A 13,415-nucleotide genomic window follows, 5' to 3' on the forward strand; every position below is an offset into this window, starting at 1 on the left:
TTGCTTCCTTATCCCTTCTTGGCCTGGCCAGCTTTCAGGCTGGCGGAGCGCAGGATGTCCACGCACAGGTCTTCGTAACTCGTGCCCTCGGCACGCGCCGCCATCGGCACGAGCGAGTGCGTCGTCATGCCCGGCGACGTGTTCACCTCCAGCAGGAACGGCTCGTTGTCCGACGCGCGCAGCAGCACGTCGATGCGGCTCCAGCCTTCGCAGCCGAGCGCACGGTACGCGTTCACCACGTGCGCCTGGATCGCGGCCGTCGTCGCCGCATCCAGCGGCGCCGGGCAGTGGTACTTGGTGTCGTCCGTGAAGTACTTGTTCTGGTAGTCGTAATTGCCCTCGGGCGCGACGATCTCCACGATCGGCAGCGCGCGCGCGGTGGGGCCGCTGCCCAGCACCGGCACGGAAAATTCGCGGCCCTGGATGAACTGCTCGACCAGCACCACCTTGTCGTACTGGCGCGCCAGGTCGACGGCGGCCTGCAGCGCTGCCGCGTCGGTCACCTTGGTGATGCCGATCGTGGAACCTTCGAGCGGCGGCTTGACGATCAGCGGCAGGCCCAGTTCGGCGACGATGGCGTCCGTGTCGACGTTCGCACCGGCGGCGATGGTGACGTAGCGCGGCGTCGGCACACCGGCCGCCAGCCACACGATCTTGGTCGTGACCTTGTCCATGCCGACGGAGGACGCCATCACGCCGCTGCCCGTGTACGGGATGCCCAGCAGTTCCAGCGCGCCCTGCAGCGTGCCGTCCTCGCCGTAGCGGCCGTGCAACGCGATGAACACGCGGTCGAATTTTTCCGCGGCCAGTTCGGCCAGCGAGCGCTCGGCCGGGTCGAACGCATGCGCGTCGATCCCCTTCGATTTCAGCGCCTGCAGCACGCCGCCGCCCGAAATCAGCGAAATCTCGCGCTCGGCGGAGCGGCCGCCGAACAGCACGCCGACCTTGCCCAGGGCTTTTGCGTCGGTTTCCGTAATGCTCACGATGTTACCTTTTGATTCGATGTCAGTTGATGGGGAACGCCGCCGATGGAGCCGGCGCCCATGGTGAGCACGACGTCGCCGTCGCGCGCCACCTTGAGGATCGTCGCCGGCATGTCGGCGATCGCTTCCACGAAAATCGGTTCGACCTGGCCGCCCGCGCGCAGCGCACGCGCGAGCGCGCGGCCGTCCGCCGCCACGATCGGGGCTTCGCCGGCCGGATACACCTCGGCCAGCAGCAGCACGTCCGGCGCGGCCAGCACCTTGACGAAGTCCTCGAACAGGTCGCGGGTGCGGCTATAGCGGTGCGGCTGGAACGCCAGCACGAGGCGGCGGCCCGGATACGCGGCGCGCGCGGCGGCCAGCGTGACCTGGGCTTCCACCGGGTGGTGGCCGTAGTCGTCGACGAGCGTGAAGCTGCCGCCCTGCGGCAGTTCGATCTCGCCGTAGCGCGTGAAGCGGCGGCCCACGCCGTTGAATTCGCGCAGGCCCTGCGCCGTCGCTTCGTCCGGCACGCCGATCTCGCGCGCGATCGCGATCGCGGAACAGGCGTTCAGCACGTTGTGCATGCCCGGCTGATTCAGCACGAAGTCCGTGTCCGGATAACCCTGCTGGCGCACGGTGAAATGCATCTGGATGCCTTGGGCGCGCGCGTTCAGGGCGCGCACTTCGGCGTCTTCCGAAAAGCCGTACGTGGTCACGGGCTTCGTCACCTGCGGCAGGATAGCCCGCACGTTCGCGTCGTCGATGCACATCATCGCGCGGCCGTAGAACGGCAGGCGGTGCGTGAAGTTGACGAACGCGCCCTTCAGCTTCTCGAAGTCGTGTTCGTACGTGTCCATGTGGTCGGCGTCGATGTTGGTGATCACCTCGATCATCGGCGACAGGTTCAGGAACGACGCATCCGATTCGTCCGCCTCGGCCACGATGTAGTCGCCGGTGCCCAGCTTCGCGTTGGCGCCCGCGCTGTTCAGGCGCCCGCCGATGACGAACGTCGGGTCCAGGCCACCCTGCGCGAGCACGGACGCGACGAGGCTCGTCGTCGTCGTCTTGCCGTGCGTGCCGGCGATGGCGATGCCGCGCTTCAGGCGCATCAGCTCGCCCAGCATGATCGCGCGCGGGACGATGGGGACTTTCGCGGCGCGCGCGGCGACGACTTCCGGATTCGCTTCGTTGACGGCGGTCGACGTGACGACGGCGTCCGCGCCGGCGATGTTGTCCGCCGCGTGGCCGATGCGCACGTCCGCGCCCAGCTGCTGCAGGCGCTGGCTGGCCGCGTTCGACGCGAGGTCCGAGCCCGACACTTTATAGCCGAGGTTCAGCAGCACTTCCGCGATGCCGCTCATGCCGCTGCCGCCGATGCCGACGAAGTGAATGTGTTTGATCTTGTGTTTCATTGTCCGCCGTTCGCCAGTTCTTCAAGTACGCGCGCGATCGCCGCATTGGCGTCGCGCCGTCCCACGGCCTGCGCCGCCTCGGCCATCGCCAGGCAGTCGTCGCGCGTGGTGGTTTGCAGCAGCTTTGCCAGCTGCTGCGGATTCAGTTCGCCTTGCGGCAGGTGCACGGCCGCCTTCTGCCCCGCCATCCAGATCGCGTTGTCGCGCTGGTGGCTCGTCGTGCTGGCGACGAACGGCACGAGCACGCTCGCGACGCCGGCCGCCGTCAGTTCCGAGATCGTGATCGCGCCGGCGCGGCAGATCACGAGGTCCGCGTTCGCATATTCCGCCGCCATGTCGTCGATGAAGTCGACCACGTTCGCCTGCACGCCCGCCTGCGCGTACGCGGCACGCAACGCATCGATGTTCTTCTTGCCCGACTGGTGGGTCACGGTCGGACGCAGCCCTTCCGGGATCAGCGCCAGCGCGGCCGGCACGCTGTCGTTGAGCACCTTCGCACCGAGGCTGCCGCCGACGACGAGGATGTTCAGCGGGCCGGTGCGGCCGGCGAAGCGGTGCCCCGGCGAGGGCATCTCGAGGATTTCCTTGCGCACCGGGTTGCCGGTGACGACGGCTTTACCTGCCGCCTTGCCGAAATCGGCCGGGAAGCCGAACAGCACCCGCTGCGCGAGCGGGCTCAAGGTCTTGTTCGACAGGAGCAGGGCCGCATCCGCGTTCACGAGCGCCAACGGGATTCCGCGCGAGCGCGCCATCATCCCGCCCGGCACCGTCACGTAGCCGCCCATGCCCAGCACGACGTCCGGGCGGCGCAATGCGAGGTACTTGCGGATTGATGCAAAGCTGGCGACGAGCTTGAACGCGCCGGACACCGTGTGCGCGATGCCCTTGCCGCGCATGCCGGCGAAGTCGATGGAATCCATCGGGATGCCGTGCTTCGGCACGATATCCTTTTCCATGCCGTGCTGCGTGCCCAGCCACGAGACTTCCCAGCCGCGCTCGCGCATCGATTGCGCGATGGCGATGCCGGGAAAGATGTGGCCACCGGTGCCGGCGGCCATGATCATGAGCTTCCTGGTCATTGACGGCCTCCCCGCATCCGTACCCGGTTTTCGTAATCGATGCGCAGCAGGATCGCGAGACCCACGCAGTTGAACAGCACGCCGGAACCACCATAGCTCATCAGCGGCAACGTCAGGCCCTTCGTGGGCAGCAGGCCCAGGTTCACGCCCATGTTGATGAACACCTGTACGCCGATCCAGATGCCGATGCCTTTCGCGGCGAGGCCGGCGAAGTGCTGTTCCAGCGCGATGGCCTGGCGGCCGATGTCGAACGCGCGCTTGACGAGCCAGTAGAACAGGCCGATCACGATGAGCACGCCGACGAGACCCAGTTCCTCGCCGATGACGGCCATGATGAAGTCGGTGTGCGCTTCCGGCAGGTAGTGCAGCTTCTCGACGGAACCGCCCAGGCCCACGCCGAAGAATTCGCCGCGGCCGAACGCGATCAGCGAGTGCGTCAGCTGGTACGCCTTGTCCAGCGCATTGCCCTCTTCCCACGGGTTCATGTACGCGAACATGCGCGCGCGGCGGAACGGCGACAGCGCGATGATGGTCGAGAACACCAGCACGAGGACGGCGCCGATGCCGCCGAACCAGATCATGTTGAAGCCGCCGAGGAACAGGATGCCCATCGAGATGCAGACGACGACGCCGAACGCGCCGAGGTCGGGTTCGAGCATCAGCAGCGCGCCGACGAGCGCCATCGCGGCGGCCATCGGCATGAAGCCCTTCGTCAGCTTGTGCATGTACTGCTGCTTGCGCACCGTGAAGTCGGCCGCGTACAGCACGGACACCACCTTCATGATCTCGGACGGCTGCAAATTGAAAATCTTCAGCGACAGCCAGCGGCGCGCGCCGTTGACGACGACGCCGACGCCGGGGATCAGCACGAGCGCCAGCAGGACCAGCGTGGCGACGAACATCAGCGGCGCGAAGCGCTGCCACGTCGCGACGGGAATACGGAAGACGAACAGGCCCGTCACCATCGAGATCACGATGAACATGGCCTGGCGCACCAGGAAGTAGTTATTCTTGCCGGCGAGGTAGGCGAACTTGGGCGAGTCCGGCAGCGCGATCGACGCCGAGTACACCATCACCATCCCGAACAGCATCAGCAGCAGCACGACCCACACGAGCGGCTGGTCGTATTCCATCATGCGCGACGGGCGTGCGCGCGTCGCGATCGCGCTGTTTCCCGCGTCGCTGGAGCTGCCGCCGAACTTGAAGGGAATCTGGAAGGCCATCAGAGATCCTGTCCCTTCTCGAGCGCGATGTCGCGCACGGCGTCGACGAAGACCTGGGCGCGGTGCGCGTAGTTCGTGAACATGTCCAGGCTCGCGCACGCGGGCGACAGCAGCACGACGTCACCCGATTTCGCCAGGCCGCTCGCGCGGCGCACGGCTTCCGGCAATCCCGGCAGGTCGAAGCACGGTACGCCGGTGGGGGCCAATGCGGCGCCGATGGCGGGGCCGTCGCGGCCGATCAGCAGCACGGCGCGCACGTAGCGCGCGCACGGGCCCGCGAGCGGGCTGAAATCCTGGCCCTTGCCGTCGCCGCCGGCGATGAGCAGGATCTGGCGATCGGTCTCGCCGAACGTTTTACCGAGGCCTTCCAGCGCGGCGACCGTCGCGCCCACGTTCGTGCCCTTGGAATCGTCGTAATACTCGACGTTGTCGATGCTGGTGACCAGTTCGACGCGGTGCGGCTCGCCCTGGTAATCGCGCAGGCCGTGCAGCAGCGGCGCCAGCGGCAGGCCACAAGCGCGGCACAGCGCCAGCGCGGCCAGCGCGTTGGAGGCGTTGTGCAGGCCGCGGATGCGCAGCGCGTCGGCCGGCATCAATCGATTGATCGTGACTTCGACCGGCTCAGTCGATTGCGCCGGGTCGTTCTTCTTTTTCTTCTTCTCGGGTTCTTCCAGAGGATTCGCATTCGCAAGCCACAGCACGCCGCGCTCGTTCACGAGACCGAAGCTGCCCGGCGCATCCGGTTCGCCCGTGCCGAACGTGGTGATCGTCGCGCCCGGCGCCGTCATGCCCATCACGACGCTATCGTCGCGGTTCAGCACGCGCACCGTGTCGGCGCCGAAGATGCGCGCCTTGTCGGCGGCATAGGCGACCATGCTGCCGTGCCAGTCGAGGTGGTCCTGCGTGATGTTCAGGACCGTCGCCGCGTCCGGGTTCAGGCTGTACGTCGTGTGCAGCTGGAAGCTGGAGAGTTCCAGCACCCAGGCCTGCGGGAGCTCATCCGCATCAAGCACCTCGCGCAGCACGTCCAGCGCGGCGGGGCTGATGTTGCCCGCGACCTTCGTCGTGAGACCGGCGCGGCGGCACAGCAGGCCGGTGAGGCTCGTCACCGTCGTCTTGCCATTGGTGCCCGTGATGGCGATGACTTTCGGGGAATACCCCTGCTCCGCCTTCAGCGCCGACAGCGCCTGCGCGAACAACTCGATCTCGCCCCACAGCGGCACGTGGCGTTCGACGGCCGCCGGCGCGATCTCCGCGAGTTCGCGGTTCGGGGCGAGGCCCGGGCTGACGGCGACGAAGTCCACGCCGTCCAGCAGGTTCGCGGCGAACGGGCCGGCGACGAAGTCCGCATCCGGCACCGCAGCGCGCAGCGCGGGCAGGCGCGCGGGTTCGGCGCGCGTGTCGGCCACGCGCACGCGGGCGCCGCGGCGCGCGAGCCACAGCGCGATCGCCAGGCCCGATTCGCCGAGTCCCAGTACCAGTGCGGTTTTGCCGTCGTAGTTCATCTCGGTTACCCCGTTATCAGCGCAGCTTGAGGGTTGAGAAACCGACGAGGACCAGGATCATCGTCACGATCCAGAACCGCACCACGACCTTGGTCTCCTTCCAGCCCTTCTGTTCGAAATGGTGGTGCAGCGGCGCCATGAGGAACACGCGGCGTCCCGTGCCATAGCGCTTCTTGGTGTACTTGAACCAGCTGACCTGGATGATCACGGACAGCGTCTCGGCGACGAACACGCCGCCCATGATGAACAGGACGATCTCCTGGCGCACGATGACGGCGATGGTGCCGAGCGCGCCGCCCAGCGCCAGCGCGCCCACGTCGCCCATGAACATCTGCGCGGGGTGCGCGTTATACCAGAGGAACGCGAGGCCCGCACCGGCCATCGCGCCGCAGAAGATCAGCAGTTCGCCGGCGCCCGGGATGTGCGGGATGAACAGGTATTTCGAATACGTCGCGTTACCGGTGAGATAAGCGAACAGGCCCAGCGCGCCGCCGACCATCACGGTCGGCATGATGGCGAGGCCGTCGAGACCATCGGTGAAATTGACGGCGTTGGAGGCACCCACGATCACGCAGTACGTGAGCGCGATGAAGCCCCACACGCCCAGCGGATAGCTGATGGTCTTGAAGAACGGGACGATCAGGTCGGCCTTCGGCGGCAGGTCCATCGAGAAGCCGGACTGCACCCATGCGAAGAACAGCTGCCACACTTCCCACGGCGTCGCGGCCGAGACGGAGAACGCGAGGTACAGCGACGAGGTGATGCCGATCAGCGACATCCAGAAGTATTTTTCGCCCGAGCGCATGCCCTCGGGGTCCTTGTAGACGACCTTGCGGTAATCGTCGACCCAGCCGATGGCGCCGAAGCCCAGCGTGACGACCAGGACTGGCCAGATCAGGCGGTTCGAGAGGTCGCACCACAGCAGCGTCGAGACGCCGATCGCGATCAGCACGAGCACGCCGCCCATGGTCGGGGTGCCGTGCTTGGACAGGTGCGTCTGCGGACCGTACGTGCGCACGGCCTGGCCGACCTTCATCTCGGTGAGCTTGCGGATCACGGCCGGACCGCACAGCATGCCGATGCTGATCGCGGTGATGGTCGCGAAGACGGCGCGGAACGTGATGTAGTTAAAAACGCGCAGCGGACCCAGATAGTCCTGAAAATATTGTGCGAGCCAAAGCAGCATAAGTCTAGTGGGCTTCCTTGCCGGTGTTGGTTGATGCGGTCAGGTGTTGGACCACGCGTTCCATCTTCATGAAGCGCGAGCCCTTCACCAACACAGTTGCGTCAGATTTGCTGCCCAGTTTTTGATCCAGTGCTGCCAATAATTCGTCGAACTGCTCGTGGTGTTGCGCTCCCGATCCGGTCATGTGGCGAGCCAGTTCGCCGGTCGCGAGCACGGTGTCGATGCCGCGGCTTGCGGCATACGCACCGATTTCCTGGTGAAACTCAGGTCCTTGCGTGCCAACCTCGCCCATGTCGCCCAGCACGAGGATGCGCGGCGACGGGTACTGCGCGAGCACGTCGATGGCGGCGCGCACTGAGTCGGGGTTGGCGTTGTACGTATCGTCGATGATCGTGGCGCCGTTCGCGGCCTGCTTGCGCTGCAGGCGGCCGCTCACGGGCGCGAAGGCTTCCAGGCCGCGCACGACGGCATCGACGGGGATGCCCGCCGCGAGCGCGCAGGCGGTGGCGGCCAGCGCGTTGCGGACGTTGTGGACGCCGGCGGCGTTCAACTTGATCGTAAACTCAGCCGCGTCGCCCCCGTGAAAACGGGGGCCCATGCTGACGTCGGGTTGAGGCGCATTTTGCTGGTCCTGCGCGCTCGGCATGGGTTCCCGCTTCCGCGGGAACGACGTAACTTTGAGCTCACTGCCGAAATCTGTCGTCGTGTACGTCGCGCGCACATCGCAATCGTCGGTCAGGCCGAACGTCAGCACTTCGCGCTCGCCCGCCAGCCCGCGCCACAGGTCGGTGTATTCGTCGTCGCCCGGGAACACGGCCACGCCGTCCGCCGGCAGCGCCTGCAGCACGGCGCCGTTCTCGCGCGCGACAGCTTCCACGGTGTGCATGAATTCCTGGTGCTCGCGCTGCGCGTTGTTGACGAGGGCGACGGTCGGCGCGGCGATGGCGGCCAGGCGCGCGATCTCGCCCGGGTGGTTCATGCCCAGTTCCACGACGGCGGCCTGGTGCGCTTCCGTCAGGCGCGTCACGGTCAGCGGGACGCCGATCTCGTTATTCAGGTTGCCCTGCGTGGCCAGGCGTCCCTCCGCGCCGAAGGCGGCCGTGAGGATGGACGCGATCATTTCCTTGACCGTCGTCTTGCCGTTGCTGCCGGTGACGCCGATGACGGGGATGGCGAAGCGGCGGCGCCAGAAGTTGCCGATGCGGCCCAGCGCGACGAGCGTGTCCGGCACGACGATGGCCGGCAGCGGATAGTGGTCGGGGAGCTTGTCGACGACGACGGCGGCGACGGGCTTGTCGACCAGCTGGCCGAGGAAGTCGTGCGCATCGAAGCGGTCGCCGCGCAGGGCGACGAACAGCGACCCCGGCATCACCTGCCGGCTGTCGGTCGACACACCCTGGAAGTACGCGTCGCGCGTGACGCGCGCGCCCTCGATGGACGACATCACTTGCTCGATCGAGCCACGAATCATCAGACAGTCCTCATCATGGTGAGCCGCGCGGTCAGCGCCAGCGCGGCGTGGTCGGCATCGGAAAACGGAATCTTCCGGCCCTTGATTTCCTGGTACGGCTCATGGCCCTTCCCCGCCAGCAGGATCACGTCCGGCTTGGCGGCATGCTTCACGGCCGACAGGATCGCGGCGGCGCGGTCCTCGATGGCCTGGTGCGTCGACGCCGGATGGTGCGGGTCCATGCCGGCCACGATCTGCTCGATGATCGCGCGCGGCTCCTCGCTGCGCGGGTTGTCGCTCGTGACGAGCACGTGCTCGGCCATCTGGGCGATGCGGCCCATCTGCGGACGCTTGCCCGGATCGCGGTCGCCGCCGCAGCCGAACACGCACCACAGCTGGCCGCCCCGCTCCTGCGCGACCTGGCGCAGCGCTTCAAGCGTCTTTTCCAGCGCGTCCGGCGTGTGCGCATAATCGATCACGACCATCGGCGTATCCTGGCCGCCCAGCTGCTGCATGCGGCCCGGCGCCGGCACGAGCGCCTCGACGGCGTCGAGCGCGGCGCGCAAGTCGACGCCTTTCGCCAGCAGCGCGCCCAGCACGGCCAGCACGTTGCTCGCGTTGAAGTGGCCGACCATGTGCGTGCGCGCGACCGCGCTGCCGTACGGCGACTCGATGTGGAATTCGCTGCCGTTCGGGCGGCTGCGCAGGCTCGATGCGCGCAGCACGGCGACGCCGTCCAGCTCCGGTCGCATTTGCCCCCCCTTGTGCACCGCGCGCAGCGTGTAGCCGAGGACGGCGACATCGGGACGCGCGGAACGCAGGTGCCGCGCGATGCGCACGCCCGCTTCGTCGTCCAGGTTGACGACCGCCGTCTTCAGGCCCGGCCAGTCGAACAACTGGCGCTTCGCCGCTTCGTACGCCGCCATGTCGCCGTGATAGTCGAGGTGGTCGCGCGTGAGGTTCGTGAACACGGCCACGTCGAAGTGCATGCCCGCCGTGCGGTGTTCGACGAGGCCGATCGACGACACTTCGATCGCGAGCGACGTCGCGCCCGCGTCGCGCAGCCTGGCGAGTTCCGACGCGAGCAGCACGGCGTCCGGCGTCGTGTAGCCGGTGACGTCGAATTCCGGTTCGGCGCGGCCGCGCACGAGGCCGACGCCCAGCGTGCCGATGACGGCCGTGGTCTCGTTCAAGTGAGCGAGCGCCTGCGCCGTCCACAGCGCGCACGACGTCTTGCCGTTCGTGCCCGTGACGCCGACGGTGAACATGGCGGCATCGGGCGCGCCGTAGTACGCATGCGCGATCGGGCCGGCGTTCTTTTTCAGGTCCCGCGCAGCGAGATGCGGCACATCCAGCGTTTTGTCGAACGCCTGCGCGTCCGACTCCCAGGCGAAATCGCGGTCGTCGAACACGACGGCGGCGGCGCCGTTCTCGATGGCGGAGCGGATGAAGCGGCGGCCGTCGGCGGCCTCGCCCGGATAGGCGAAGAACACGTCGCCGCCGCGCACGCGGCGCGAGTCGGAAACGAGACGGCCGCCTGGTGCGGCGGCCTTGATCCACTGGACGATGTTCGGCGTCTCGGCCATCAATTACTCTCCTCGAGAGGATGTTCGGGAATGATGATGTCGGTGACCGTGGAGTCGGGCGGCACGTTGGCGGCCCGTAGCGCATTCGCGGCCAGCGCCGCGAACGTCGGCGCCGCGACCGCGCCGCCGGTGTGGAACGGGCCGGACGGATCGTCGATCATCACGGCAATGACGAAGCGCGGGTTCGACATCGGCGCGATGCCGACGAAGTTGCCGACGTAGTGCGTCTGCGAATAGCGGCCGTTGATGACTTTCTGCGCCGTGCCGGTCTTGCCGCCGACGCGGTAGCCGGCGACCTGCGCCTGCGACGCCGTACCCTGCGGGCTCACCACCGATTCCACCATCGTGCGGACCTGGGCCGCGGTCTTCGGCGAGATGATCTGCTGGCCGACCGGCTTCTCGGTCACCTTCTGGAACGACAGCGGGATGACGTCGCCGTCGCGCGCGAAGATCAGCCAGGCATGCGCCAGCTGCAGCAGCGACATCGAGATGCCCTGGCCGAACGACATGTTGGCCTTGGCGACGGTCCGCCACGATTTGTAGGGACGCACGCGGCCGGCCGCGGCGCCGGGGAAACCGTAGCGCGGCGCCTGGCCGAAGCCGACCTTGGTGAACATCTCCCACATCTCCTGGGCCGACAGCATCTCCGAGATCTTGGTCGTGCCGATGTTGGACGACTTCTGGATGATCGTGGTGACGTCGATGACGCCGTGCGGATGCGTGTCGCGGATCGTGTGGCCGCCGGTCTGGTAACGGCCGTTGCCCGTGTCGAACAGCGTGGTCGGCTTGATCAGGCCCTTGTCCAGCGCCAGCGCGACGGTGAACGGTTTCAAGGTGGAACCCGGCTCGAACGTGTCGGTGATGACGCGGTTGCGCAGCTGCTCGCCGGTCAGGCGCGAGCGGTCGTTCGGGTTATACGTGGGCCAGTTGGCCAGCGCCAGCACCTCGCCCGTGTGCACGTCCAGCACAAGGGCGGCGCCGGCCTTGGCGTGGAACTTCTCCACCGCGTCCTTGATGCTGTTGAAGGCGATGTACTGCAGCTTGGAATCGACGGACAGCGTGAGGTCCTTGCCGTCGTGCGGCTCGCGCGACAGGCCCACGTCCTCGACGATGCGGCCCAGGCGGTCCTTGATCACGCGCCGGCTGCCGGTCTGGCCCACGAGGTTCTTCTGCTGCGCGAGCTCGATGCCTTCCTGGCCCACGTCCTCGACGTTCGTGAAGCCGACGATGTGCGCCATCACCTCGCCCTGCGGGTAGTAACGCTTGTATTCCTTGCGGGTGTCGATGCCGTCGATGCCGAGCTTCTCGATTTTGGCGATGACGTCCATCTCCACCTGGCGCTTCAGGTAGACGAAGGTGCGGTCGGAATCGAGCTTCTTCAAGAGGTCGGCCTCCGGCAGGTCGAGCAGCTGCGCCAGTTCGCGCAGCTTCGGACGCGGCGAATTCAGCACGTCCTCGGGGATCGCCCACACGGCCTTCACGGGCAGCGACGACGCGAGCACGATGCCGTTGCGGTCGAAGATCTTGCCGCGCGTGGCCGGCAGTTCGAGCGTGCGCTCGTAGCGGCTCGCGCCCTGCTTCTGGAGGAACTGGTTGGAGACGCCTTGCAGCCACAGCGCGCGCCCGGCCAGCGCGAGGAACGCGGCGAACAGCACGAACAGGACGACGCGCGAGCGCCAGTCGGGCAGGCGCACGGCCAGCACGGGGCTCTTGGAAAACGCCACGCCCTTGGCGGCGGCGACGCGGGATCCGTTGGTGCCGGCCTTCATTTACCGCCTTCCGTCAGGTATTGGGTACGCGCCGGGGACAGCGGTGCCATGTCCAGCTGCGAGCGCGCGATCTGTTCGATGCGCTCGTTCTTGCCGAGGGTGGATTGGTCGAGCTGGAGCTGCGCCCAGTCGATCTCGAGCTGGCGCTGCTGCTGCAGCAGCTTTTCCTGGTCGATGAACAGGTGGCGCGCCTGGTAGCGCGCGTTCACGACCGACAGCGCGCAGCCGACGAGGAGCACCGTCAGCACGACGTTCAGCTTGCCGCTCATCGGGCTCCCTCCGGCGCGTCCACTCCCAGCCGCTCGGCCACGCGCAGCACCGCCGAACGGGCGCGCGGGTTGGCGCCGACTTCCACGTCGGACGGTTTCGTCTTGCTGATCAACTTCATCAAGGGCTTGGGCAAGTCGACGGCGCGGATCGGCAACCGGCGATCCGGTTGCTCGACCTTGGCCTTCGACGCCAGGAACTGCTTGACCATGCGGTCTTCCAGCGAGTGGAAGCTGATCACCGACAGGCGAGCGCCGGGCTTCAGCAGTTCGAAGGCGGCGTTCAGACCTGCTTCAAGGTCCTCAAGCTCTTGATTGATGAAAATCCGGATAGCCTGAAAGGTGCGGGTTGCCGGATCCTTGCCTTTCTCCCGGGTTTTGACCGCGTTTGCCACGATTGCGGCAAGCTGTCGTGTGGTTGAAATTGGTTCGACTGCCCGGCCAGCAACAATCGCCTTTGCAATCTGAAAAGCAAACCGTTCTTCTCCATAATCCCGAATCACCTTTTCCAGTTGTCTCTCCGGCACTTCGGCCAGCCAGGCGGCGGCGGAAATGCCCCGTGTCGTATCCATCCGCATGTCCAGGGGCCCATCGTTGCGGAAGCTGAATCCACGGCTCGCATCGTCGACCTGGGGCGAGGAGATGCCCAGGTCCAGCAGGATGCCGTCGACCTGGTGCACGCCCCGTGCCGCCAGCGCTTCGCGCATCGTCGCGAAGCTGTCGTGCACGATCGAGAAGCGCGGATCGTTCATCTGCTCGGCCGTCGCGATCGCCTGGGGATCCTTGTCGAAACCGATCAGGCGCCCCTGGGGCGCCAGTTTCGACAGGATCAGCCGGCTATGACCGCCGCGGCCGAACGTGCCATCTATATAAGTACCCGCAGCGCGCTCGCCTTCGAGGGCGAGTGCATCGACTGCTTCATCCAGCAGCACCGTACGATGCTGCAAACCGGGCACCGGCTGAGTCACATTCAT

Annotated in this window: 11 protein-coding genes; all 11 read right to left on the reverse strand. The window is 66.9% G+C overall.

The genetic code is table 11. From position 1 onward, the window contains the following. Nucleotides 1–8: 8 nt before the first annotated feature. From ACL58G_RS30705 to rsmH, 11 genes are read right to left on the reverse strand one after another with little or no spacing between them, the layout of a single operon-like run. Nucleotides 9–983 (reverse strand): D-alanine--D-alanine ligase, encoded by a 975-nt coding sequence (locus ACL58G_RS30705; RefSeq protein ID WP_440964271.1) that lies wholly within the window; start codon nucleotides 981–983, stop codon nucleotides 9–11. Then, nucleotides 980–2,377: a UDP-N-acetylmuramate--L-alanine ligase gene (gene murC / locus ACL58G_RS30710; RefSeq protein ID WP_371768690.1), complete on the reverse strand. Its 1,398-nt coding sequence runs from the start codon at nucleotides 2,375–2,377 to the stop codon at nucleotides 980–982. The genes ACL58G_RS30705 and murC overlap by 4 nt, the downstream gene beginning before the upstream one ends. After that, nucleotides 2,374–3,456 (reverse strand): undecaprenyldiphospho-muramoylpentapeptide beta-N-acetylglucosaminyltransferase, encoded by a 1,083-nt coding sequence (gene murG / locus ACL58G_RS30715; protein WP_413339094.1) that lies wholly within the window; start codon nucleotides 3,454–3,456, stop codon nucleotides 2,374–2,376. Before murG ends, murC begins: the two co-directional genes overlap by 4 nt. Next, complete coding sequence (gene ftsW, locus ACL58G_RS30720; RefSeq protein ID WP_440964274.1) at nucleotides 3,453–4,679, reverse strand: putative lipid II flippase FtsW; 1,227 nt, start codon at nucleotides 4,677–4,679, stop codon at nucleotides 3,453–3,455. Before ftsW ends, murG begins: the two co-directional genes overlap by 4 nt. Beyond that, entirely contained in the window at nucleotides 4,679–6,184 is a 1,506-nt protein-coding gene (gene murD, locus ACL58G_RS30725; RefSeq protein WP_440964276.1) for a UDP-N-acetylmuramoyl-L-alanine--D-glutamate ligase, read from the reverse strand. Before murD ends, ftsW begins: the two co-directional genes overlap by 1 nt. A 16-nt stretch (nucleotides 6,185–6,200) precedes the next feature. Continuing rightward, entirely contained in the window at nucleotides 6,201–7,370 is a 1,170-nt protein-coding gene (gene mraY, locus ACL58G_RS30730) for a phospho-N-acetylmuramoyl-pentapeptide-transferase (protein WP_056122815.1), read from the reverse strand. A gap of 4 nt (nucleotides 7,371–7,374) precedes the next feature. After that, nucleotides 7,375–8,841, reverse strand: coding sequence for a UDP-N-acetylmuramoyl-tripeptide--D-alanyl-D-alanine ligase (locus ACL58G_RS30735; RefSeq protein WP_440964278.1), 1,467 nt, complete (start codon nucleotides 8,839–8,841; stop codon nucleotides 7,375–7,377). After that, nucleotides 8,841–10,406 carry a UDP-N-acetylmuramoyl-L-alanyl-D-glutamate--2,6-diaminopimelate ligase gene (locus ACL58G_RS30740; protein WP_440964280.1) on the reverse strand — a complete coding sequence of 522 codons (1,566 nt, stop codon included), beginning with the start codon at nucleotides 10,404–10,406 and terminating at the stop codon, nucleotides 8,841–8,843. Before ACL58G_RS30740 ends, ACL58G_RS30735 begins: the two co-directional genes overlap by 1 nt. Beyond that, entirely contained in the window at nucleotides 10,406–12,175 is a 1,770-nt protein-coding gene (locus ACL58G_RS30745; protein ID WP_440964282.1) for a peptidoglycan D,D-transpeptidase FtsI family protein, read from the reverse strand. Before ACL58G_RS30745 ends, ACL58G_RS30740 begins: the two co-directional genes overlap by 1 nt. Continuing rightward, nucleotides 12,172–12,444 carry a cell division protein FtsL gene (gene ftsL / locus ACL58G_RS30750; RefSeq protein WP_413339737.1) on the reverse strand — a complete coding sequence of 91 codons (273 nt, stop codon included), beginning with the start codon at nucleotides 12,442–12,444 and terminating at the stop codon, nucleotides 12,172–12,174. Before ftsL ends, ACL58G_RS30745 begins: the two co-directional genes overlap by 4 nt. Further along, entirely contained in the window at nucleotides 12,441–13,415 is a 975-nt protein-coding gene (rsmH, locus tag ACL58G_RS30755) for a 16S rRNA (cytosine(1402)-N(4))-methyltransferase RsmH (protein WP_440964285.1), read from the reverse strand. The genes ftsL and rsmH overlap by 4 nt, the downstream gene beginning before the upstream one ends.

It is taken from the genome of Massilia sp. GER05 (genome assembly GCF_052056005.1).
GTDB lineage: Bacteria > Pseudomonadota > Gammaproteobacteria > Burkholderiales > Burkholderiaceae_D > Telluria > Telluria orientalis.